Annotated in this window: 20 protein-coding genes and 1 riboswitch; of the genes, 11 read left to right on the forward strand and 9 right to left on the reverse strand. The window is 73.8% G+C overall.

Going from position 1 to position 21,583, the window contains the following annotated elements; all coding sequences use genetic code 11:
* The first annotated feature begins 109 nt into the window (after positions 1–109).
* The 3 genes from CP969_RS22650 to CP969_RS22660 are packed head-to-tail and all read left to right on the forward strand — an operon-like array spanning position 110 to position 3,521.
* The gene (locus CP969_RS22650; protein WP_016825064.1) at positions 110–1,963 is read left to right on the forward strand and encodes a hypothetical protein; all 1,854 of its coding nucleotides are present in this window, start codon (positions 110–112) and stop codon (positions 1,961–1,963) included.
* Positions 1,960–2,394, forward strand: coding sequence for a hypothetical protein (locus tag CP969_RS22655; RefSeq protein WP_016825063.1), 435 nt, complete (start codon positions 1,960–1,962; stop codon positions 2,392–2,394). The genes CP969_RS22650 and CP969_RS22655 overlap by 4 nt, the downstream gene beginning before the upstream one ends.
* Complete coding sequence (locus CP969_RS22660) at positions 2,391–3,521, forward strand: glycosyl hydrolase (RefSeq protein WP_026084963.1); 1,131 nt, start codon at positions 2,391–2,393, stop codon at positions 3,519–3,521. Before CP969_RS22655 ends, CP969_RS22660 begins: the two co-directional genes overlap by 4 nt.
* Before the next feature lie 187 nt (positions 3,522–3,708).
* On the opposite strand, the gene CP969_RS22665 is transcribed toward CP969_RS22660, so the two are convergent.
* The 3 genes from CP969_RS22665 to CP969_RS22675 form a co-directional block, all read right to left on the reverse strand.
* Complete coding sequence (locus CP969_RS22665; RefSeq protein WP_171817522.1) at positions 3,709–4,464, reverse strand: polysaccharide deacetylase family protein; 756 nt, start codon at positions 4,462–4,464, stop codon at positions 3,709–3,711.
* A gap of 92 nt (positions 4,465–4,556) precedes the next feature.
* Complete coding sequence (locus CP969_RS22670; protein WP_016825061.1) at positions 4,557–5,786, reverse strand: glycosyltransferase family 2 protein; 1,230 nt, start codon at positions 5,784–5,786, stop codon at positions 4,557–4,559.
* 84 nt (positions 5,787–5,870) lie between these two features.
* Entirely contained in the window at positions 5,871–6,956 is a 1,086-nt protein-coding gene (locus CP969_RS22675; RefSeq protein ID WP_004984642.1) for a GNAT family N-acetyltransferase, read from the reverse strand.
* 190 nt (positions 6,957–7,146) lie between these two features.
* On the opposite strand from CP969_RS22675, the gene CP969_RS22680 reads away from it, so the two are divergent.
* Complete coding sequence (locus tag CP969_RS22680; protein ID WP_004984641.1) at positions 7,147–8,019, forward strand: HAD family hydrolase; 873 nt, start codon at positions 7,147–7,149, stop codon at positions 8,017–8,019.
* On the opposite strand, the gene CP969_RS22685 is transcribed toward CP969_RS22680, so the two are convergent.
* Positions 7,983–8,480: a transglycosylase SLT domain-containing protein gene (locus tag CP969_RS22685; RefSeq protein ID WP_004984638.1), complete on the reverse strand. Its 498-nt coding sequence runs from the start codon at positions 8,478–8,480 to the stop codon at positions 7,983–7,985. The genes CP969_RS22680 and CP969_RS22685 overlap by 37 nt on opposite strands.
* Before the next feature lie 3 nt (positions 8,481–8,483).
* A riboswitch (cyclic di-AMP (ydaO/yuaA leader) is annotated at positions 8,484–8,648 on the reverse strand.
* Between the two features lie 601 nt (positions 8,649–9,249).
* On the opposite strand from CP969_RS22685, the gene CP969_RS22690 reads away from it, so the two are divergent.
* The 4 genes from CP969_RS22690 (at position 9,250) to CP969_RS22705 (ending at position 13,693) form a co-directional block, all read left to right on the forward strand.
* Positions 9,250–10,260, forward strand: coding sequence for a polyprenyl synthetase family protein (locus CP969_RS22690; protein WP_004984636.1), 1,011 nt, complete (start codon positions 9,250–9,252; stop codon positions 10,258–10,260).
* Between the two features lie 271 nt (positions 10,261–10,531).
* Positions 10,532–11,746 (forward strand): LolA family protein, encoded by a 1,215-nt coding sequence (locus CP969_RS22695; protein ID WP_016825059.1) that lies wholly within the window; start codon positions 10,532–10,534, stop codon positions 11,744–11,746.
* 41 nt (positions 11,747–11,787) lie between these two features.
* Complete coding sequence (locus tag CP969_RS22700; RefSeq protein WP_004984632.1) at positions 11,788–12,783, forward strand: ABC transporter ATP-binding protein; 996 nt, start codon at positions 11,788–11,790, stop codon at positions 12,781–12,783.
* Positions 12,770–13,693 (forward strand): ABC transporter permease, encoded by a 924-nt coding sequence (locus tag CP969_RS22705; protein WP_016825058.1) that lies wholly within the window; start codon positions 12,770–12,772, stop codon positions 13,691–13,693. Before CP969_RS22700 ends, CP969_RS22705 begins: the two co-directional genes overlap by 14 nt.
* Here the strand turns inward: CP969_RS22705 and CP969_RS22710 are convergent.
* Positions 13,690–14,832, reverse strand: a complete 1,143-nt coding sequence (locus tag CP969_RS22710; protein WP_016825057.1) for an amidase — start codon at positions 14,830–14,832, stop codon at positions 13,690–13,692. The genes CP969_RS22705 and CP969_RS22710 overlap by 4 nt on opposite strands.
* Before the next feature lie 162 nt (positions 14,833–14,994).
* Between CP969_RS22710 and CP969_RS22715 the strand changes: the two genes are divergently transcribed.
* Positions 14,995–15,537 carry a MarR family winged helix-turn-helix transcriptional regulator gene (locus tag CP969_RS22715; RefSeq protein WP_004984627.1) on the forward strand — a complete coding sequence of 181 codons (543 nt, stop codon included), beginning with the start codon at positions 14,995–14,997 and terminating at the stop codon, positions 15,535–15,537.
* A gap of 43 nt (positions 15,538–15,580) precedes the next feature.
* Here CP969_RS22715 and CP969_RS34275 read toward each other — a convergent pair whose 3' ends face one another.
* Together CP969_RS34275 and ctaD are read right to left on the reverse strand one after the other, a co-directional pair.
* Positions 15,581–15,940, reverse strand: a complete 360-nt coding sequence (locus tag CP969_RS34275) for a hypothetical protein (RefSeq protein WP_016825056.1) — start codon at positions 15,938–15,940, stop codon at positions 15,581–15,583.
* A gap of 41 nt (positions 15,941–15,981) precedes the next feature.
* On the reverse strand, positions 15,982–17,682 hold the full coding sequence (gene ctaD, locus CP969_RS22725) for an aa3-type cytochrome oxidase subunit I (protein WP_016825055.1): 1,701 nt from the start codon (positions 17,680–17,682) through the stop codon (positions 15,982–15,984).
* A gap of 365 nt (positions 17,683–18,047) precedes the next feature.
* Here ctaD and CP969_RS22730 point away from each other — a divergent pair, with 365 nt between their 5' ends.
* Positions 18,048–19,283, forward strand: coding sequence for a hypothetical protein (locus CP969_RS22730; protein ID WP_016825054.1), 1,236 nt, complete (start codon positions 18,048–18,050; stop codon positions 19,281–19,283).
* A gap of 57 nt (positions 19,284–19,340) precedes the next feature.
* On the opposite strand, the gene CP969_RS22735 is transcribed toward CP969_RS22730, so the two are convergent.
* Positions 19,341–19,814, reverse strand: coding sequence for a VOC family protein (locus tag CP969_RS22735; protein ID WP_026084960.1), 474 nt, complete (start codon positions 19,812–19,814; stop codon positions 19,341–19,343).
* A 21-nt stretch (positions 19,815–19,835) separates the two neighbouring features.
* On the opposite strand from CP969_RS22735, the gene CP969_RS22740 reads away from it, so the two are divergent.
* Positions 19,836–20,459: a CGNR zinc finger domain-containing protein gene (locus tag CP969_RS22740; protein ID WP_016825052.1), complete on the forward strand. Its 624-nt coding sequence runs from the start codon at positions 19,836–19,838 to the stop codon at positions 20,457–20,459.
* Between the two features lies 1 nt (position 20,460).
* Here CP969_RS22740 and rarD read toward each other — a convergent pair whose 3' ends face one another.
* Positions 20,461–21,378, reverse strand: a complete 918-nt coding sequence (rarD, locus tag CP969_RS22745; protein WP_375137817.1) for an EamA family transporter RarD — start codon at positions 21,376–21,378, stop codon at positions 20,461–20,463.
* Between the last annotated feature and the right edge of the window lie 205 nt (positions 21,379–21,583).

Below are 21,583 nucleotides of genomic sequence, written 5' to 3' on the forward strand. Positions count from 1 at the left end.
ATCCGCGCCCGAGCCCGCGCCGGGGAGCACACCGGCGCCGACCGTTCCCGACGAAGCCCCGCCGAAGGCGCCGGGTCCTTCCCACGAGCGCCACGAGTCCCACGAGCCCATGACGGATCTCTCCGACCTCCCGCCCGTCCGGCTCGGGCGCCGTGGCCGCGCCGTCCGGCCCGCCGTTCCGCTGCTCGCCGCGCTCGCCCTGTGGGGGTACGCGGTGCGGCACACCGATGTGTCGCGGCTCGACGACTTCGGGCTCGTCACCGCGCTCCACCCGGCCTTCTGGGCCGGTCTCGCCGTCCTCACCGCCGGTTTCTGGTGGACGGTCCGCGATCCGCGGCGGCCCGGCGGCTGGCCGGCGGCGTACGTGCTCGGCCTGCTGCTGATGGAGCGGGCCACGCAGGCGCTGCTCTACCCGACCCCGCTGTACGCCTGGGCGTGGAAGCACGACGGCGTCGTCGAGCACCTGCTGACGGCCGGCGGGCTCCAGACCGCCGACCAGGTCGGCGACATGGCGGTGTACGACCAGTGGCCCGGCTTCTTCGCCGCCCAGGCCGCGCTGGTGCGGCTGCTGGGCGTGGAGTCGGCGGCGATGTACATGGCCTGGTGGCCGCTGGTCTCCAGCCTGATGCTGCTGCTCCCGCTGCTGCTGATCTACCGCACCTTCACCGAGGACCGCCGGCTGATCTGGACCGCGGTCTGGCTCTTCTACGCCGCCAACTGGGTGGGCCAGGACTACTTCTCGCCCCAGTCCGTGGCCTTCGCGCTGCACCTCGGGGTGCTGGCCGTCGTCCTGCGCCGGTACGGCCGGGCCGGCGAGGCCCCGGGGCGGCAGGGGCAGGCCGTCTGGACGGCGGTGGCCGGCGCGCTGGTGGTGGCGATCGTCATCTCGCACCAGCTCACCCCCGGCATGCTGGTCGTCTCGCTGCTCGCCCTGTGCCTGGTCCGCCGCCACCGGGACTGGGTCCCGGCCCTCACCACGGTCGTGATCTTCCTGGCCTGGTGTCTGACGGCCGCGCTGCCCTTCCTGTCCGCCGCGCTGCCGGACATGATCCGCTCCGTCGGCGACATCGGCGGCAACGTCGCCACCGGGTACGGCACCACCCCGACCGGTACGGGCGCGGTGGCGACCTCGTGGGCGGCCCGGCTGCTGTCGGGCTCGGTCCTGCTGCTGGCGGTGGCCGGGATCGTGCGGCAGCGGGTGCTGCGGCACCGGGCGATGCCCCTGCTGCTGGTCGCGGCGGCCCCGCTGCCGATGCTCGTGGCGAGCAGCTACGGCAGCGAGATGATCTTCCGGGTGCTGATGTTCCTGCTGCCCGGCGCCGCCTTCTTCGCCGCCGCCGCGCTGCTGCCCGAGGTGCGCACGCTCACCGCCGAGGCCCGGGCCGTCGAGGCGCGCGGGGCGGGCGGGGCGGGCGCGGATTCCGCGGCGGCCGCCCGGCGGCGCCCGGCGCGCGCCGCCGTCCGCGGGGGCCTGCGCGCCGAGGGCCCGCTGCTCGTGCTCCTCGCCGGGACGCTGGCCTTCGTGCCGAGCTACTCGGGCAAGGACCGGATCAACTACTTCCCGCCGGAGGAGGTCGCCCTGGTGCGGCAGCTCTTCGACCGGGCCGCCGAGGGGTCGACGATCGTCGCGGCCAACCGCAACTACCCGCTCGCCTACGCCTCGTACGGGACCATCGACCACTACTGGTTCCTCGAGGACGACCGGCGCCACATCGACGAGATCGTGAAGGACCCGGCCGCCACCCTCGCCCGCGACATGGCCGGGGTGGAGCGTCCGGGCCGGGCCTACTTCCTGCTGACCCGGGGCCAGCGGGCCGACTCCGAGATGAACGGACAGCTCACCGGGGCCCAACTGGACCGCATCCAGGAGTCCGTCGCGCGCTCCGAGCTCTTCCGGCCGGTGGCGGAGAACAGCGCCGGAGTGGTCTACGAACTGAGGACCGAAGGGGGAGCGGGGCGATGACACCGCAGGAACTCGTGGTGCGGATGCTTCCGCCGTTCGGCGGCTGGCTGGCGCTCGCCGCGCTCGCCCTGCCCGGCGGATCACCGGTGCGCGGCGCGGCGGTCGCCGTGTTCCTGGCGGCGGGCCCCGGCGCGGCGCTGGTCGGCCTCTGCGGTCCGGCGCTGCGCGCCAGACCCGCGCGGGGACCGGTCGAGCGGCGCGACCCCGACTTCGCCCGCCGGTCCGACCTGCTGGAACGCCTGATGCTGGCCGTCCTGCTCAGCATCTGCGCGGTGATGACCGTCGCGACGGTGCTGATCGCCACCCGCACCTTCAGCGCACAGCGCGTGCTGCTGGCCCTGACGCTGCTGACCACGCTCGCCGCGTTCTGCCCGCGGCTGCGGGGCGCCTCTTTGCCGACACCGAGGACACAGAAGGGTTCTGCTCCGTGAGGTTCACCCGTCCCTTTCGCCGTGACACCGGCACGCGCACCGACACCGGACGGCACCGCGGGCCGGGGCAGCAGCCGGCGCCGAAGCGGCGCCGGCTGCTGGTCACGTCCGCCACGGTCGCCGGCGCCGTCCTGGTCGCCGCGCTCGCCCTGCGGGACGCGTCCGGCCCGCAGCCCTCCGCGATGGGCGAGAAGTGCCGGCCCACCGCCCTGCTCGAACCGCCCTGCGGCGCCTGGTTCGGCGCGTTCGTCCCGCACGAGCGGGCCGACCTGGAGGAGAAGGTGGAGGCTTACGAGAAGCGCGTGGGCCGCAGGCTCGACATCGTCTACACGTACCACGACATGTCCGTGCCCGAAGGCGCCCGCAGGGAGGGGCAGTTGCTCACCCCGGAGGAGCAGCGCGTCGGCGAGGACCGCATGCTGCTGCTGTCCTGGGAGAGCAAGTGGTGGGGCGGCAGGAAGGAGCAGCAGCCGACGTGGAAGGAGATCGCGGCCGGTGAGCTGGACGCGTCCGTCATCGACGTCCAGGCACGGCGCATCAAGGACTACGGGGAGCGCACCGGGAAGAAGGTCTTCCTCTCCTTCGACCTGGAGATGGACACGCGCACCCCGGACAACGGCACACCGGCGGAGTACGTGAAGGCGTACCGGCACATCCACGACCGGTTCCGGGAGCTGGGCGTCGACAACGTGGTGTGGACCTGGATCATCACCGGGTACCTGAACCACGCCGACCTGTTCGAGCGGATGTACCCGGGGGACGCGTACGTCGACTGGATCGGCTACAACCAGTACAACTACTACCGGTGCCACGACACGGACTGGCTCACCTTCGCGCAGACCCAGAGGGCGACGCACGACTGGATCCGGAAGAACCTCTCCGACGACAAGCCGCTGATGCTCTCCGAGTTCGGGACGGCGGCCGACGCGAGGCGTCCGGAGCGGCAGGCCGAGTGGTACGCGCAGGTGCCGGGGGTGCTGAAGGACCTGGAGGGGGTCGGGGCCGCGCTCCAGTGGAACCACCGCGACCCCGGACCGCACTGCGACCTCGCCCTGGCGAACGAGGCGGCGTGGGCGAGCCTGCGCGAGGCGGTGTCCGACCCGTATCTGAACCAGCCGCTGAAGTGAGCGACCGGGCGGTGCGCCGCGGCACCCCCGCCCGGGCCCGCCACGCCACGGGTCTCCGTTCCGCCATGGACCTGCGTCCCGCCACGGGTCTCCGCACCGTCACGGGCTTCCGTCCCGTCACGAGCCTCCGCACCGCCATGGGCTTCCGTCCCGCCACGGGCCCCGTCATGTCGGGGACCCGGCCCCCTCACCCCGCGAACTCCGGCCCGTTGACGGCCGCCCGGACCCGGCGGTACCAGCGCCAGGCGATCGTCTTCGGGCCGTCGCGGTAGGGGGCGACCCGCGCGCCGCTGCCCGCCAGCCAGTTCCGCACGTCCGCGACGGTGTGGCCGCGGCGGACGATGAGGCGGGCGATGCGGTAGCGCTCGTCCCGGTCCGAGCTGAGCGCGTGCCGGACGGCGGTCGCCGTCTCGTACCCGGCGCGGGCGGCCATGGCCCGTACCCGGGGGCTGTTGTAGCCGTGCGGATAGGCGAGGTGGGGGACGGGGTGGCCGAGGGCGTCCTCCAGCACGGCCTTGGAGTCGCGCAGTTCGGTGCGCAGCCGCTCGGCGGTCAGCGTGTCCAGTTGGGCGTGGGTGACGGTGTGGCTGCCGATCTCCATGCCGGAACGTTCCAGCTCGGCCACCCGGTCCAGGGTCATCATCGGGGCGGGCGGCAGCAGGCTGCGGCCGCCCGGGGCGATGGCGCCGGTGGTGAGGTACGCGGTGGCCGGCAGCGCGCGCTCGGCCAGCGCCTCGGCGGTGGGGCCGGGCAGGTCGGCGAAGCCGTCGTCGAAGGTGAGCAGCACCGGCCGGGGCGGCAGGGGCGCGCGCCCGGCGAGGTGGTCGGCGAGGGCGCCGATGGTGACGGGTGTGCGCCCGCTGTCCACGACGGCGTCGAGATGGGCCGCGAACTGACCGGGCGTGACGGTGAACTCGGCGATCCAGTCGGGCGGTTCCTCCATCACGGCGTGGTAGAGGAACACCGGGACGACCGTGTCCCCGGTTCCCTCCGCGGGCCGCGCTCCGCCCGGCACCGGTCCCTGCGACGACGTGGTCATCCCGTCCCCCTGCCCGGAACGTCCCGCAGCGCCCGCCGTGCCCGCAGATAGCCGACCGGTCCGTACACCATCCCCCTGCGCTGCAGCCGGGACAGCCGGCGCGGCCACGGATGGGTGCGGGTGCCGTGGTCGCCCGGAGCGCCGCCCCCGTCCGTCTCGCGCACGGCCGTCAGGGCGCGGGCACGGGACAGCCCGCGCGGCAGCCGGGCGAGGAGGGCCGGCAGCAGGGCGGGGCGGTTGACCAGGACGGCGGTGAGGTAGGCGGTGAGGCCGGCGCCGTAGCCGTAGGCCTGGGTCTCCAGGTCGGCCCAGGTCTCCCGGTGGTGGTGCCAGACCAGCGCGTGCGGGGTGTAGTGCAGCCGGTGCCCCTGCGCGAGGACGCGCACGAACCCGTAGAGGTCGTCGCCGCCCCGGGCGGGCGTTCCCGCGCCGGTGGCCGGGTCGAAGCCGCCGACGGAGCGCAGCACGCCGGTGCGGAAGGCCATGTTCGCGCCGGAGCCGAACCGGCCCGCGGTGAAGGGGAACAGCGGCTCGTCGCGGGGCGGGTCCTGCGGGTCGTACGTCGTCGGCGCGAAGCCCTTGGCGAAGCCGCCGTGGCTCTCCAGCAGGACCTGGGCCGGGGTGCGCAGCCGGGCGGGCAGGATGAGGCCGGTGGCGCAGCCGAGCCGGGGGTCGGCGGCGAAGGGCGCGGTCAGCTCGGTGAGCCAGCGGGGGTCGGCGACCACGTCGTCGTCGGTGAACGCGACCACCTCGCCCCGGACCGCGGCGAGCCCCGTGTTGTGCGCGACGGCCAGCCCGGGGACCGGCTCGCGCACGTACCGCACGCGCTCCGCGTACTTCCGCTCCACCAGCTCGCGCGTCGCGTCCGTGACGGGCGCGTTGTCGACGACGACGATCTCGAAGTCCGGGTGGTCCTGGGCGAGGAGCGAGTCCAGCGCGCGGGCGAGCTGCCCGGACCGCTCCCGGGTGGCCACGACGACACCGGTGGACGGCGGCGCTCCGGCGGGCAGGTCCCGCCCGGGCGCCTCGTCCGCCGTGCTCCGGGCCGCCTCCGTCAGCACCGTCTGCGGGTCCGCCCCCTCCGGCACCCGGGCCAGCAGCGTGCCCACCGGCCGGCCTTCCCGTCTGACCAGGAGGAACACCTCGCCGTGGGTCACCGGGGGACTGCCCGGCCCGGGTCTCAGGACGGCCTCGTCACCGGCCAGGTCCAGCTCGGCGACCTGCACCGCGCCGATGGCCAGGAACCGTCGTATCTCCTCCTGCGTACGCGCCTGCGCACCTGCTCCTCGGGACACGCGTCCTCCCCCTCCTCACGACCGGCGCAGCCGTGCCGCGCCCTTCAGGGTCCGCGACGCCAGCGACGCGAGGCGCGGGCGGTCGCGGACGAAGCTGTGCGCGCGGCGCGCGGGCTCGCGGCTCAGCCAGTGCAGTGCGGCACCCGTCCCCGGACGCGTGGCCGCTCCTTCGTAGACGGCGAGTTCGCCGGTCTTCAGCGAGTCCTTGTACTCGGCCGGGCCGCGCCCCATGTCGAGCAGGCCGATGCCCTCGGCCGCCGCCGCCTCGGCCATCCGCAGGTGCAGCACCAGGCCGGGCGAGTACTTCGCGAACCGCGGGTCGTACGCCGGGAACCAGCAGGCCAGGACGGAGGCCGAGCGCAGGCCGAAGTGCGCGGCGACGGGGCGGCCGCCGGCGTACAGGACCGACAGCGTGCCCGCGCACTGCGGGGCCCGGGTCTCGGCGAGGCGGCCCACGAGCCGGGCGATCCACTCCCGCGCGAACCGGTCCCGCCGCCCGGTCCTGCGGTACTGCGCCGACTTCCAGTCCATCAGCGTGCGCAGCGCGGCCGGGTCGCGCTCGTCGAAGACGAACCGCAGGGGCCCGACCTGGCGGCCGAGCCGGCGCTCCTTGGCGAGGGTGGTCTTCAGGAACTTCGGCGACCGGGCGCGCAGCACCGACGCGTAGGTCTCGTAGCCCTTCTCCACGTCGATGACGTAGGTGGCGTGCTCCTCGGCCGCGTACGGCACGAACAGGGCCTGGCCGGCCTCCAGGTTGTCGAAGACGAAGCTCGACACCGAGCAGGCCCGCAGCAGTTCGCCCGTCTCCAGGCCGTGGCCGGGGCCGAGGACCGCGCCCTGGCAGTCCGACACCCCGAACCCGATGGCCCGGCCCTGCCCCCACGCGCCCCGCTCGTACGGCAGGAAGCCCGCCGGTTCCGCTCCGTCGTACAGCACCGCGACCCCGGCCCGCGGCCGCAACCGGCCCACGGCGACGGTGAACTCCGGTTCCATGAAAGGGCTGCGCGGTGCGTCCGTCGCGGCGCGCAGTTCCCGCCAGCGCTCCCGCTCCCCCTCGCCGAGCTCCTCGGGCCTCAGCACGCGCACGCGTCCACTGCTCACCTGACCCCCCGATCAAGTCCCCCCGGACACTTGGAAGGTACCGCCCGGGACCACGCGGACGGTAGAGAGCGGAGCATGTTGTCGCCAAACGGTGCAGAGGCCTTCAACCGGACGCCACCCGGCACCGGCGGGGCGGGGGCGGCCGCGGGCGTGGTGAATCGAGTAGGCGCGCGGTCCGTATTCTCTGATCATGGCCGCACCCACCGCATTCTCACTCGTCGCCACCGACCTGGACGGGACGCTGCTGCGCAGTGACGACACCCTCTCCGACCGGTCCCTCGCCGCGCTCGCGCGGGTGGCGCAGGCCGGCGCCCGGCACCTCGTGGTGACGGGGCGCCCGGCCCCCCGGGTGCGGTCGCTCCTGGAGGACCTCGGCGGCACGGGGCTCGCGGTGTGCGGACAGGGCGCACAGGTGTACGACGCCGACGCGGACCGGCTGCTGTGGTCCGTCACGCTGGACCGGGAGCTGGCGGAGACCGCGCTCGGCAAGATCGAGGCCGAGCTGGGCGAGGTGTACGCCGCGGTCGACCAGGACGGCGTCGACGGGCTGACCCTGATCGAGCCCGGCTACGTGATGCCGCACCCCACGCTCCCCGCCGTGCGGGTCGAGCGGCGCAGCGAGCTGTGGGACCGGCCGATCAGCAAGGTGCTGCTGCGCCACCCCGACCTGTCCGACGACGCGCTGGCGGCGGCGGCGCGCGCGGTGGTCGGTTCCCTGGCCACCGTCACCATGTCGGGGCCGGGGACCGTGGAGCTCCAGCCGTGCGGGGTCACCAAGGCGACCGGGCTGGCGCTGGCCGCCGACCACCTGGGGCTGGGTCCGGAGCGGACCGTCGCGTTCGGCGACATGCCGAACGACGTCCCCATGTTCGGCTGGGCGGCCCACGGCGTCGCCATGGCCAACGCCCATCCCGAGCTGAAGGCGGTGGCCGACGAGGTCACCACGTCGAACGAGGACGACGGCGTGGCCGTCGTCCTCGAGCGACTGTTCGGTGGGGCGGCCGTGCTCGGCCGTCAGCGGACGGCTCAGTACGCGCCGAAGACGTTGTCGATCGAGCCGTAGCGGTCGGCGGCGTAGTTGCAGGCCGCCGTGATGTTCGCGACCGGGTCGTACGGGTCGAAGGTGGTGCCGGGCACGTGGTACGCCCGGAAGGTCGGGTCGATGACCTGCAGCAGGCCCTTCGACGGGGTGCCCTTGGCCGCGTTGGAGTCCCAGAGGTTGACGGCGTTGGGGTTGCCGGAGGACTCGCGCATGACGTTGCGGTGGATGCCCTCGTAGGAGCCCGGGATGCCGTGCTGCGCCATGATCGACAGCGACTCGCGGATCCAGCCGTCGAGGTTGTTCGCGTACGTCGTCGTGGAGGCGGCGGTCGTGGCTGCGGCGGGCGCGGCGGACGGCGTGGTGGCCGCGGAGGCGTTGGTCGCGCCGAACAGCGGGAGGGCGATCGCGGCGATGCCGGTGACGGCGAGGGAGCGGGCGAGGCGGCGGCTGCCGAAGCGGCGGAGCTGACCGGATGCAGGCATGTCTGGGTTCCTCTCCTACGCCTGCGAGGTGAGCTGTCGGGTTCGGGCGGGAGAGTGCCCGGCCGTGCCCCTGCGGGCATGGCTTCACCCCTAGCCGTTCCGGCGTGTGGCCGGCCCGGCGACTTACCTGGGTCCCCCGCTCCTGCCGTGCGTGAGTGAGTTCGTCGTCGGTGGGTGCGGGCGGTGGCAGGATTCGGCGTCCGCCCGACAGGCCGGGAACGTATGCGAGAGCACATGCCGGGAACAAGTGCGGACGCCACAGAACGAGCCGTTTGATCTTGTGTGGGGCGTTTTGGTGCGGTTGATCCTTTGCGGGCGCCAAGGCTCAACTCGGTTGCGGGCAAAGGGAGGACGCCGGTGCCGCCGGAGGGGCGGACGGGTGCGCGGCGCGTGACCGACCTCACGGGCCGGACGGCCGAGCCGCATTTCGCGCAAAGGGGAATTCGCTTGCCGATTACGGCAAATCGGGCACCGGGGGCGGCAGGATGGGGGAGTGGCGGACAGGACGGGGCGCGGCCCGGAATGCGGCCCGGAATGTGGCCCGGAGCACGGTCCGGGGCGTGGACGACTCTGCCCGGGAAAGACGATGAATGTCCGTGGTGATCAAACGATCAAAAATCCGTCGGTTTCGATCTCGTACCGCCCGTCCTGTAACGCCGGGCGCTGGCGGTGATCGAAACATGACCGGATACGCTGACTCGAGTGAGGGCAGCGACCTATCGACAAACCGTGTAACCGCCACCAGACACCAGCAGACAGGAGACCCCTCGTGACCGTCGTCGGGCCGTTCGGGCTGAGCGTGCGGGACCAGGCTCTGGAAGCCGATGTCCAGGCCGGATTGACGGCTGTCGAGGAGGGGCTGCTCGAGGCCACCAAGAGTGAGGTGCCCTTCATCACGGAGGCCGCCCAGCACCTGGTGCGGGCCGGTGGCAAGCGCTTCCGCCCGCTGCTCGTGATGCTCTCCGCCCAGTTCGGCGACCCCTACGCGCCCGGCGTCGTGCCGTCGGCCGTGGTCGTGGAGCTGACCCACCTGGCCACGCTGTACCACGACGACGTCATGGACGAGGCCGAGGTGCGGCGCGGCGTGGCCAGCGCGAACGCCCGCTGGGACAACTCCGTCGCGGTCCTCACCGGCGACTTCCTCTTCTCGCGGGCCTCGCACATCCTGGCCGACCTCGGCCCGGAGGCGGTGCGGGTGCAGGCCGAGGCGTTCGAGCGGCTGGTCACCGGGCAGATCCTGGAGACCGCGGGACCGCAGGACGGCCGGGACCCGGTCGACCACTACCTGGACGTGCTCGGCGGCAAGACCGGCTCGCTGGTCGCGGTCTCCTGCCGGTTCGGCGCGATGATGTCCGGCACCGACGAGACGGTCGTGGACGTGCTCACCCAGTACGGTGAGCGGCTCGGCGTCGCCTTCCAGCTCGCCGACGACGTCCTGGACATCGCCTCCGACTCCCACGAGTCCGGCAAGACCCCCGGCACGGACCTGCGCGAGGGCATCGCCACGCTGCCCGTGCTGCGGCTGCGCGAGCGGGCGGCCCGGCTGGGGCTGGCCGAGGACGTCGCCCTGTGCGAGCTGCTCGACTCCGACCTCACCGACGACGCCCGGCACGCCGAGGCGCTGCGGCTGCTGCGCGCCCACCCGGCCCTGGAGCAGGCCCGCCGGGACACCGTGCGCTACGCCGAGGAGGCCCGCGCGGCGCTGGCCCCGCTGCCGGAGTGCGACGCGAAGGCGGCGCTGGTGGAGCTGTGCGACGCGGTGGTGCACCGGGCGGGCTGAGCCGCCGGCGACGGCACGACCGGGCCCGGTCCGCCGTCGCTCCCGGGGTCGCCCCCTACTGGTCGGGGGAGGGGACCGCCCGCCGTGTCATACCGCAGCAGTACACGGAGTTGAGCCCGCGGTCTGACGCATCCGCCCGCCGGATTTGGTCGGATGGACCACGACGGACATCACCACTCCTCACCGATTCGGGTGAGAATGGCGGCTCAGGGGGAGACTGGTGCGAGGACACGAGACGGAAGCCGCCGCCGACCACGGAGGTAGGGCACACATGGCACCGTACGCATCCGACGACATGACGACCGCGGGGGAGGCCGGCGAACCGCGCACGGGGCGGCGCAGGGCCGCGCGGTACGCCGTTCCGGTCACGGTGATGGGCGTGGCGGCCGCGACCATCGGGCTCGTCCCCGCGCTCGCCGACTCCGGCGACCCCGACCTGCCGGAGATCACCGCCGCACAGCTCATCGAGAAGATCGCGCAGTCGGACGTCGAGCGGCTCTCCGGCACCGTGAAGATCACCACGGACCTCGGCCTGCCGGACCTCGGCGGCCTGCAGGACGGCTTCGCCCCCGGCGCCCCGGAGCGGGGCGAGGGCGGCTCCTCGGCCGACCCGTCCACCCGGCTCACCGAACTGGCCACCGGCACGCACACCCTGCGCGTCGCCGCCGACGGCCCGGACCGGCAGAAGGTGTCGCTGCTGGAGGACGCCGCCGAGTACAGCCTGATCCACAACGGCAAGGACGTCTGGGGCTACGACAGCAGGTCCAACGAGGTCTACCACGCCACCGTCGACGACTCCGGCGAGGACCGCGGGCAGCGGCCCCCGGCCACCCCGAAGGACTTCGCCGAGGAGGCTCTGAAGGCGGTCGACGACACCACGTCCGTGACCGTCGACGGCACCGCCCAGGTGGCCGGCCGGGACGCCTACCGGCTGGTCGTCAAGCCCAGGCAGTCCGACTCCACGGTCGGCGCGATCAGCATCGCGGTCGACCACAGGACGGGGATGCCGCTGAAGTTCACGCTGACCCCGGCGAGCGGCGGCGCCGCCGTCGTGGACGTCGGCTTCACCCGGGTCAGCTTCGACCGGCCGGCCGCGTCGACCTTCGACTTCACCCCGCCCCGGGGCGCCAAGGTGACCGAGGACGGCGAACTCGACCGGGACCGGGGGCACTCCGGGAAGCCCGGGAACCCCCCGAAGTCCGAGGAGGACCTGGCCAAGGGCCTCGACGGGCTGACGGTGCTCGGCGAGGGCTGGAACTCCGTCGCCGTCCTCGACACCGGCGGCCCGGGCCTGCCGGCCGCCGGCGCCGGGGGCGACCTCGGCGGCTTCCTCGGCTCGTTCGGCGACCGGGTCGAGGGCGGCTTCGGCACGGGTACGGTGTTCAGCACCCGCCTGGTCAACGCCCTGGTCACCGAGGACGGCAAGGTCTACGTGGGCGCCGTCACCGAGGAAGCGCTCGTGAAGGCGGCCGACCGGGGGAAGTAGGGCCTCGGGACCTTACGGCACAGCGGGAGACGGGGGAACCGATGGGCGAGGCGTCCGCCACCGGGCCGGACACGGCGGGCGCGCGTCCGGATCCGGTGGACGCGGGGGACGGCGTCGTCGTCACCCGGGCGCTCACCAAGCGCTACCGCGGCGGACAGCTCGCCGTCGACGGCCTCGACCTGACCGTCCCGGCGGGCAGCGTCTTCGGTTTCCTCGGCCCCAACGGCTCCGGCAAGACCACCACCATCCGCATGCTGATGGGGCTGATCGAGCCGACCTCGGGCACGGCGCACGTCCTGGGGCGCCCCATGCCGCGCTCCGCACGCGCCGTGCTGCCCCGGGTCGGCGCCCTCATCGAGGGCCCGGCCCCGTACGGCTTCCTCTCCGGCCGCGACAACCTGCTCCGCTACGACGCCGCCGACCCGACCGCCGATCCGCGCACCCGGCGCGCCCGCGTCGCCGCCGCCCTGGACCGGGTGGGCCTCACGGCCGCCGCCGGCAAGAAGGCCAAGGCGTACTCCCTGGGCATGAAGCAGCGCCTCGGCCTCGCGGCCGCCCTGCTCCGGCCCCGCCGGCTGCTCGTCCTGGACGAGCCGACCAACGGCCTCGACCCGCAGGGCATGCGGGAGATCCGCACCCTCGTCCGGGAGCTGGCCTCCGACGGCACCACCGTCTTCCTCTCCTCCCACCTGCTCGACGAGATCGAGCAGGTGTGCACCCATGCCGCCGTGATGGCCCGGGGCCGGCTGATCACCCAGGGCGCGGTGGCCGACCTGGCCGCGGGCGCGCGCGGCCGGCTGGTGGTGACCACGCCGGACACCGGGGACGCGGCCCGGGTGCTGAAGGAGCAGGGGGTCGCCGATGTCGTCGTGGCGGAGGACCGGGTGACCGGCGAGGTGCCCGGACGGGACCTCGCGGAGGTGAACGCGGCGCTGGTGACGGCCGGGGTCCGGGTGCGCGGCCTCGGGGTCGAACGGGCTTCGCTGGAGGACGCGTTCGTGGCGCTGACCGGGGAGGGGTTCGATGTCGCGGGCTGAGACGTCGTCACGGGCCGAGGATTCCTCACGAACTGAGGAAGCGTCACGGATCGAGGAGGCGCGGAGGGCGAACCCGCTGTGGACCCTCGGCCTGTTCCGCAGCGAACTGCTCACCACCTTCCGGCGCTGGCGCACCCTCGCCCTGCTCGGGGTGCTGGCCGCCGTACCGGTCCTGGTCGGGATCGCCGTGAAGATCGAGACCGGCGACGGCTCCACGGCCGGCGGCCCGGGCGGCGGAGGACCGGCGTTCATCTCGCAGATCACCAACAACGGCCTGTTCCTCGTCTTCACGGCGCTGGCCGCCACGCTGCCGTTCTTCCTGCCCATGGCGGTCGGAGTGGTCGCGGGCGACGCCCTCGCCGGCGAGGCGAACGCCGGCACCCTGCGCTACCTCCTGGTCGCCCCCGCCGGGCGAAGCCGGCTGCTGCTCACCAAGTACGCGACCGTCCTCGCCTTCTGCCTGGCCGCCACCCTGGTGGTCGCCGTCTCGGCCCTGGCCGTCGGCGCGCTGCTGTTCCCGCTCGGCGACCTCACGACCATCTCCGGCACCCGGATCGGCTTCGGCGAGGGCCTGGTCCGAGCCCTGCTGATCGCCTTCGTCGTCGCCGCGTCACTGATCGGGGTGGCGGCGCTCGGCCTGTTCGTCTCGACGCTGACCAACAGCGGCATCGCGGCGATGGCGACGACGGTGGGACTGCTGACCACCGTTCAGATCCTGGACCAGATCCCCCAGCTGAGCGCCCTGCACCCCTACTTCTTCTCCCACTACTGGCTCTCCTTCGCCGACCTCATGCGCGAACCCGTCCACTGGGAGGACCTGACGAGGAACCTCGGCCTGCAGGCCCTGTACGCGGCCGTGTTCGGCTCGGCGGCCTGGGCGAGGTTCACGGCGAAGGACATCACCGCCTAGGAGACGCGGTGGCGCGGTGCGGCCCCGCGCCGCTCCGCCTCCCGGGCCGCGGCGAGCAGCAGCGCCTCCCGGCCGTGCGGTGCCACCCACTGGAGCCCGGCCGGGCAGCCGTCGGTGCCGAACCCGGCCGGAAGGCTCAGCGCGGGGTGCCCGCTCACGTTGAACGCCCAGGTGAGGGCGGTGGAGTAGACGTCACCGGGGCCTTCGTGCCCGTGCGGTGCGGTGGGGGCCGTGGGGGTGAGCAGCAGGTCGGCGCCGCCGAAGAGGCGGGTCAGGCGCCGGTCGTTCTCCGCCCGGACGCGGTGGGCGTCGGCGAGGTCGGCCCCGGGGGTGCGCAGGGCGAGCCAGGCCGGCGCGGGGTCGAGGAGCCGCACGGGCTCCGGCGGCCGTACGAGCCGTACGACACCGGCGTCGACGAGCCGGCCCACGGCCGCGCGGGCGAGCGCGACGGGCTCCGGGTCCGGGGCCGCGAAGCCCAGGTCGGGGGACCAGAGGGCGGGGAGGGGGAACGACGCGGGAGTCCCGGAGGGAGCGGGCGGCCGGGCCACCGTCCGCCACCAGAGCGCCGCGTCCGCCGCCGTGCGGGCGAGGACCCCGGGGGCGGCGAGACCCGTGCGATCGGAGGACGGGAGACGGCCGCCCGTGGCCTTCAGGCCGACCACCCCGCACCACGCCGCCGGGATCCGCACCGACCCCGCGCCGTCGCCGCCCGTCGCCAGCGGGACCAGCCCGGCCGCCACCGCGACCGCCGCCCCCGCCGAGGAGCCGCCCGGCGTGCGGTCGGCCCGCCAGGGGTTGACGGTACGGCCGTGCGCCCCGAGCCCCCAGGTCTGCCAGGGCGTCCCGGGCCCGGGCACCGAGGTGGCGCCCACGGCGACACCACCGGCCGCGAGCAGCGGGCCCGCCGCACGCAGCCCGTGCCGCCCCTTCACCGCGATCGGCACCCCGGCCAGCGGCAGCCGTGCCCCGGCGGCGAGCCGCGCGTCCACCGCACGCGCCCGCCGCAGCGCCTCCTCGCCCCACACCTCGGTGAACGCGCACAGCACCGGGTCGGCCCGTTCGATCCGCTCCAGTGCCTCGGCGACCACGTCCACGGCCCGCAGCGCCCCCGCGCGCACGGCGGAGGCGATCCGCTCCACCGGGGCGCACGCACGGGGTCCGGACTCCTGGCCGTTCAGCGCACCGCTCCCCTCGTACGGGCCCCCTCGACCCAGGGGCGCGGGACGGGCCGGTCCGCCCGGGCCACCACGCTACGCGGTGGGGCGGCGGTCACCCGGTGCGGCCGATACGCTTGGCCCGCGATGCGTAAGGACGACGAGACCGAGGCCGCCGCCGACGGCGACAGCGTGGACGAGATGCTGGCCGAGTGGCGGAGCGAGTGGACCGAACTGGACGTGTCGTCCAGCGCGGTGATCGCCCGTCTGCTGCGGACGGCCCAGCTGCTGGAGGAACTGTTCGCGACGCATCTGCGCCGCTCGGGCGGCATGACCGTCGCCAACGTCGGGGACTTCGACGTGCTGCACGCGCTGCGCCGCAGCGGCCCTCCCTACGCGCTGACGCCGGGCCAGCTGCGCCGGGCGCTGGTCGTCTCCTCCGCCGGCCTCACGGGGAGGTTCAACCGGCTGGAACGCGAGGGCTGGATCACGCGCGGCCCTTCCCCCGTCGACGGCAGAAGCACTCTGGTCAGCCTGACGGAGGAGGGCCGGGCGAGCCTGGACCGCGTGCTGGAACAGCACTACGACCTGGAACGGAAGGTGCTCTCCGTCCTGGAGCCGGAGGAACGCGCGACGGTCGCGGACGCGCTGCGCAAGCTCCTGGCGTCCCTGGAGGGGGACGCCCGCTGAGCGGCCGTCCGGCCTCAGGCCGCGCCCTCGGGCGTTCCGGGGGTCACCGTGCCGCGGAGCCCGCCGACATCCCGAGGATCACCGCGATGCAGAGCCCGATCAGCCCCAGGGTGACCACGCCCATGGCGATGGCCATCTCCCGCGTGCGGCGGCGGTGGCGGGCCGCGTACTGGGCCTCGACCTGCTGGATGCGTTCCGCGATCCGGCGGGTGACCTGGCGGGCGTTCTCCTCCTGCTCGTGGGCGTACGCCTGCTCGATCACCAGGCGCTGGTCCGTGGTCAGGCCGGGCAGCTCCCAGGCGAAGTCCCGCGCCTTGCGGTGCGCCTCCAGGCGGCTGGCCTCCTGGTAGAGGTAGCCCTCGAGCTGGTGCAGGCCGAGGGCGGCTTCATGGCTGGCGTCCATGGACGGCTCCTGACTGTTCGGGAGAAGGGTGGGCGGTCCGCTCAGCGCCGATCGGCGGCGGTCGTCCGCTCCGCCTCGTGGTCCTCGGCGGCGACCTCCGGGTGGTTCAGGTCGAAGGCGGGCGAGTCGCTCCGGACCCGCGGCAGGGTCTCGAAGTTGTGCCGCGGCGGCGGGCACGAGGTCGCCCACTCCAGCGAACGGCCCCAGCCCCAGGGGTCGTCGACCTCGACCTTCTTGCCGTACTTGGCCGTCTTCCAGACGTTGTAGAAGAACGGCAGGAGCGACAGGCCGAGCAGGAACGAGGCGATCGTGGAGACCGTGTTCAGGGCGGTGAAGCCGTCGGCGGCCAGGTAGTCCGAGTACCGGCGCGGCATGCCCTCGGCACCCAGCCAGTGCTGGACCAGGAACGTGCCGTGGAAGCCGACGAACAGCGTCCAGAAGGTGATCTTGCCCAGGCGCTCGTCGAGCATCTTGCCGGTGAACTTCGGCCACCAGAAGTGGAAGCCGGCGAACATCGCGAAGACGACGGTGCCGAACACCACGTAGTGGAAGTGCGCCACCACGAAGTACGAGTCGGTCACGTGGAAGTCCAGCGGCGGCGAGGCCAGGATCACGCCGGTCAGCCCGCCGAACAGGAAGGTGACCATGAAGCCCATGGCCCACAGCATCGGCGTCTCGAAGCTCAGCGAGCCCTTCCACATGGTGCCGATCCAGTTGAAGAACTTCACCCCGGTCGGGATCGCGATGAGGAAGGTCATGAAGGAGAAGAACGGCAGCAGCACGCCGCCGGTGGCGTACATGTGGTGCGCCCACACCGTGACCGACAGACCCGCGATCGCGATGGTCGCGCCGATCAGTCCCATGTAGCCGAAGATCGGCTTGCGGGAGAAGACCGGGACCACCTCGCTGATGATGCCGAAGAACGGCAGGGCCAGGATGTAGACCTCGGGGTGACCGAAGAACCAGAACAGGTGCTGCCACAGCAGCGCCCCGCCGTTGGTGGGGTCGAAGATGTGGCCCCCGAACTTGCGGTCGTACTCGAGCGCGAAGAGCGCCGCGGCCAGCACCGGGAAGGCCAGCAGGATCAGCACGCTGGTGAGCAGCACGTTCCAGGTGAAGATCCCCATCCGGAACATCGTCATACCGGGTGCCCGCATGCAGATGATCGTGGTGATGAAGTTGACCGCGCCCAGGATCGAGCCGAAGCCCTGCAGGATCAGACCCATGATCCACAGGTCCGCGCCGGACCCCGGTGAGCGGACGGTGTCCGACAGCGGGGTGTAGGCGGTCCAGCCGAAGCTGGCCGTGCCGTCCGGGGTGAGGAACCCGGCGAGCGCGATCAGCGAGCCGAAGAGGTACAGCCAGTAGGCGAACATGTTCAGCCGCGGGAACGCCACGTCGGGCGCGCCGATCTGCAGCGGCATGATCCAGTTCGCGAAGCCGGAGAAGAGCGGCGTCGCGAACATGAACAGCATGACCGTGCCGTGCATGGTGAACGCCTGGTTGAACTGCTCGTTCGACATGATCTGCAGGCCCGGACGGGCCAGCTCGGCGCGCATGACCAGCGCCATCAGACCGCCGATGCAGAAGAACGCGAACGACGTGACCAGGTAGAGGGAGCCGATCCGTTTGTGGTCGGTCGTGGTCAGGTAGCCGATGACGGCTCCGCCCGGCCTGCGGCGTCGCGCCGGATCGGTCGCCCGGGGTGAGGCGGCGGGCGGTGACGGTGCGGGCAGGGTCACGGCGATCCTCCATGCGTGCGAGACCTCCGGGCTTACGGATGCCTGTGCACCTGGGCCCGGCCTCCACCACGGTATCTCGCTCGCGAGAGAAATAAATATCGGGGTGTCGATCCCGGGCGCCGACCCTTCGGCGCGCCGGTCCCGCCGGGCGGGACCGGAGGCTCCGGTTCGTGGGGCCGCGCCGCACCGGAATGACCTCCCGGCCGCCGTCGTTCCCGCGCCCGCCGCTCCGGCCTTCATGCCGTCCGGCGGGCGGCGAACCGCGGGGGCGTCCCTTGGGACGAGCCTGTGACAGCGCGGTGACGTGAGAGAAGCGGCCGGGCGGACAGACTGGTCGGTAGGTGTACGACCCGAATGAGGGAACGATGGCTCGACTCAGCCGCGAGAAGAAGCGGGAACAGGAACAGGCCGCACACGCGGCGGACCGTGCGGCGGTGCCGATCGACGTCCGTGTCCCCGCCGCCGGGGCGGGTCAGGGCGGGGCGTCGGTCGGCGGGGTGCCGGTGGCCGCCGCGCCCGGCGAGGAGATCCAGCAGGCGGTGCTGAACCACCTCCACCGGGTCGCCCGCGCCTCCGGTCGCGCCGTTCTCGCCACCGTCCACGACGAACGCATCGGCTACGTCCTCCCGCTCCGGGTCGACCCCGACGGCTCCAGCCACTTCACGGCACAGCCCGTGCCGACGCCGCGGGAGCAGCGGGACGGTGCTCCCGCGCGGGAACCCGCTCCCGTGCGGGACGCCGTTCCCGTGCGGGACGCCGCTCCCACCTTCCCGCTGCTCCCGCTGCGGGGCGTGCCCGAGTCGGCGGGGGCCGTGCCGCCCGGCACGGTGGCGCCGCCGACGGGTGTGTTCGGCCCGCCCCCCGTCATGGGCGCGCGGCCCGAGCCCGCCCCGGACGCCGGGCGCCCCGAGGTGCCGGCGTCCCGTCCCGGGCCCACCGGCAGGATCGCCGTCACCGACCCGGTCCCGGTCCCCGGTTCCGCTTCGGACGCCGGGCGCCCCGAGGTGCCGGCGTCCCGTCCCGGACCCACCGGCCGGGCCGCCGGTGCCGACCCGGTCCCCGGTCCCACTCCGCCCCGCGGCTTCGACGCCGTGGCGGAGGCGGTGCTCGGGGACGAGCCGCTGACCGCCCCCGGTGACGCCACGACCCCCGCCCTGCTGGCGGAGCCGATGGCCCGCGTCAACGACGCCGTCCGGACGGGCCGGATCGACACGGCCGCGCGACTGGCCCGGCGGACCGTGGCGGAGGCCTCGGAAACGCTGGGACCGGAGCACCCGGAGGTGCTCCGGCTGCGCGAGCTCACCGCGTACATCGCCTACCTGGCCGGAGAACCGCTGAACGCCTTCCGGCTCTCCCTCGACCTCGCCGTGATCCACCGCCGCGCCGGGGACGCGGAGGCCGCCTACGGCAACGTCCGCAGCGCGGCCACCGCGTGGCGCGCGGTGCGCGACGCCGAGCTCGGGCTGGAACTCGGGCACGAACTGATCGGGCTGTGGACCGAGCTCACCGCCGAGGGCGGCCCGGCCGCCGACGAGATCGAGGAACTGGAGTCCGCCCGCGCCCGCATGGGTCGGCTGACCGCCCGCGCCCGGCAGGGCTGAGGGGGCGCCCCCGCACTCGGGGCCGCCCCGGCCGAGTCGGCGGACGCCGTGCCCGTCTCAGTGGACGCAGTACTCGTTGCCCTCCGGATCCGCCATCACGACCCACGCCCCGGAGGGCTCGTCCACCCGCCGCAGCACCTTCGCGCCGAGCCGCTCCAGCCGCGCGACCTCCTCCTCGCGGCGCCCCTGACCGGGGTGCAGGTCGAGGTGGAGCCTGTTCTTGGCCGTCTTCGCCTCGGGCACGCGCTGGAACAGCAGCCGCCGCCCGAGTCCGGTCCCGCTCTCCTCCTCGTAGGGGTCGTCGGGGTGCCGTACCGCGGTCAGGTCGCGCCAGGCGCGGCGGCCGTGGGCCTCGGTGGTGAGGCCGTCCGGTACGGCGCCCGCGCCGAGCAGCCGCTCGATGAGCGCGCCGTGGTCCTCCCGCGTGTACCCGAGGGCGGCGGCCCAGAAGTCGGCCTGCGCGTGCGGGTCCGCGGCGTCGACGACGAGCTTCCAGTGCACGGGGGTGGGGGATGCCGGTGTCTGCGTCATGTAACCAGTTATATTGGTTACATGAGTGGGAGTGCAACGGAGACACCGGACGACCGGCCCGGTCTGACCCTGTTCTCGCACGAGGGGAAGCCCTACCGCTTCGACCCCGGTGCCCTGTGCCTGGAGCTGCTGCCGACCGGCGGTCCCGGCGCCTTCGCGCGGTACGAGGTGCTGCACGAACCCGCGGACCTCGTGGTCTGGGCCGGGCGCAGCCGCCTCGCGGACGGACTGCGCCTCACCGTCGACGCGGCCGAGCTGGAGCGGGCGCGCACCCTGCGGAACGCCCTCTTCCTGCTCACCGCCGACCGCGCCCACGGCCGCCCGCCCCGGCCGGAGCACCTCGACGCGGTCAACGCGGCCGCCGCCGAACCCCCGCTGGTCTCCCGCCTCGAGCCGGACGGCACCCGGTCCTGGGCACCCGGCGCCACGGGCACCCACCTGCTGTCGACCGTCGCCCGCGACGCGATCGACCTGTTCACCGGTCCGTACGCCCACCGCATCCGCGAGTGCGGCGCCCACGACTGCCGGCTGCTCTTCGTCGACACCTCGCGCCCGGGACGCCGCCGCTGGTGCGCGATGGAGCACTGCGGGAACCTGGCGAAGGTGCGGGCGCACCGGGCGCGCCGGGCCCCGGACGGCGGGTGAGTCAGCGGCCCGCGGGCTCCGCCTCCGCCACGTCCGCCTGCCGCCCCGCGGCGGTCCCGGCCCCGGCCGTCGTGCCGGCGAGCGCGCGGGCGGCCCGGCGGGCGGTGCGCAGCGCGTCCCAGGTGAGCAGCGCGAGCGCCAGCCAGACCAGCGCGAAACCGGCCCAGCGCTCGGGCGGCATGGCCTCCTTGAAGTAGAGGACGCCCAGCAGGAACTGGAAGACCGGGGTCATGTACTGGAGCAGCCCCAGGGTGGACAGGGGCACGCGGATCGCGGCGGTGCCGAAGCAGACCAGGGGGAGCGCGGTGACGATGCCGGTGGAGGCGAGCAGGGCCACGTGCCCGGCGCCCTCGGTGGTGAAGGTGGAGCCGCCCCGCGCGCCCAGCCACAGCAGGTAACCGAGCGCGGGCAGGAACTGGACGGCGGTCTCGGCGGCCAGCGACTCGACGCCGCCGAGGTCGACCTTCTTCTTGACCAGCCCGTAGGTCGCGAAGGAGAGGGCGAGGCAGAGGGAGATCCACGGCGGGTGGCCGTAGCCGACGGTGAGGACGAGCACCGCCGAGGCGCCGACCCCGACCGCGGCCCACTGGGCGGGCCGCAGCCGTTCCTTCAGCAGCAGCACGCCCATCGCGATGGTGACCAGCGGGTTGATGAAGTAGCCGAGGGAGGCCTCGACGACGTGCCCGGAGTTCACGGCCCAGATGTAGACGCCCCAGTTGACGGTGATGACCGTCGCGGCGACCGCGATCAGGGCGAGCCGGCGCGGCTGTCGCAGCAGCTCGCCGAGCCAGGCCCAGCGGCGCACGACGAGCAGGGCGGCGCCCACGAAGAACAGGGACCAGACCATCCGGTGGGCGAGGATCTCCACGGCGCCCGCGGGCTCGAGGAGCGGCCAGAACAGCGGGACGAGCCCCCACATCCCGTACGCCGCGAAGCCGTTCAGCAGTCCTATGCGCCGCTCGGCGGCCGACTTCTCGGTCACGGGTCCTCCTTCGTCCCTGCGCGTGCCCTGTTGTCGCGCGGCGCTGAGCCGTGGACGCGCGATGCCCGTCGACGACGGTAACGCCGGACACCCCCGCATGTCATACCCGTACCGGAATACGGTCATGACGGACGGGGGTGTC

It is taken from the genome of Streptomyces viridosporus T7A (assembly GCF_008704515.1).
GTDB lineage: Bacteria > Actinomycetota > Actinomycetes > Streptomycetales > Streptomycetaceae > Streptomyces > Streptomyces viridosporus.

What these genes read in the sequence shown, in the direction of transcription:
- CP969_RS22650 (WP_016825064.1), top strand. Translation starts at nt 110, where the DNA reads ATGACGGATCTCTCCGACCTCCCGCCCGTCCGGCTCGGGCGCCGTGGC.
- CP969_RS22655 (WP_016825063.1), top strand. Translation starts at nt 1,960, where the DNA reads ATGACACCGCAGGAACTCGTGGTGCGGATGCTTCCGCCGTTCGGCGGC.
- CP969_RS22665 (WP_171817522.1), bottom strand. Translation starts at nt 4,464, where the DNA reads ATGGAGGAACCGCCCGACTGGATCGCCGAGTTCACCGTCACGCCCGGT.
- CP969_RS22680 (WP_004984641.1), top strand. Translation starts at nt 7,147, where the DNA reads ATGGCCGCACCCACCGCATTCTCACTCGTCGCCACCGACCTGGACGGG.
- CP969_RS22685 (WP_004984638.1), bottom strand. Translation starts at nt 8,480, where the DNA reads ATGCCTGCATCCGGTCAGCTCCGCCGCTTCGGCAGCCGCCGCCTCGCC.
- CP969_RS22695 (WP_016825059.1), top strand. Translation starts at nt 10,532, where the DNA reads ATGGCACCGTACGCATCCGACGACATGACGACCGCGGGGGAGGCCGGC.
- CP969_RS22700 (WP_004984632.1), top strand. Translation starts at nt 11,788, where the DNA reads ATGGGCGAGGCGTCCGCCACCGGGCCGGACACGGCGGGCGCGCGTCCG.
- CP969_RS22705 (WP_016825058.1), top strand. Translation starts at nt 12,770, where the DNA reads ATGTCGCGGGCTGAGACGTCGTCACGGGCCGAGGATTCCTCACGAACT.
- CP969_RS22715 (WP_004984627.1), top strand. Translation starts at nt 14,995, where the DNA reads ATGCGTAAGGACGACGAGACCGAGGCCGCCGCCGACGGCGACAGCGTG.
- CP969_RS34275 (WP_016825056.1), bottom strand. Translation starts at nt 15,940, where the DNA reads ATGGACGCCAGCCATGAAGCCGCCCTCGGCCTGCACCAGCTCGAGGGC.
- CP969_RS22730 (WP_016825054.1), top strand. Translation starts at nt 18,048, where the DNA reads ATGGCTCGACTCAGCCGCGAGAAGAAGCGGGAACAGGAACAGGCCGCA.
- CP969_RS22735 (WP_026084960.1), bottom strand. Translation starts at nt 19,814, where the DNA reads ATGACGCAGACACCGGCATCCCCCACCCCCGTGCACTGGAAGCTCGTC.
- CP969_RS22740 (WP_016825052.1), top strand. Translation starts at nt 19,836, where the DNA reads ATGAGTGGGAGTGCAACGGAGACACCGGACGACCGGCCCGGTCTGACC.
- rarD (WP_375137817.1), bottom strand. Translation starts at nt 21,378, where the DNA reads ATGTGGGGGCTCGTCCCGCTGTTCTGGCCGCTCCTCGAGCCCGCGGGC.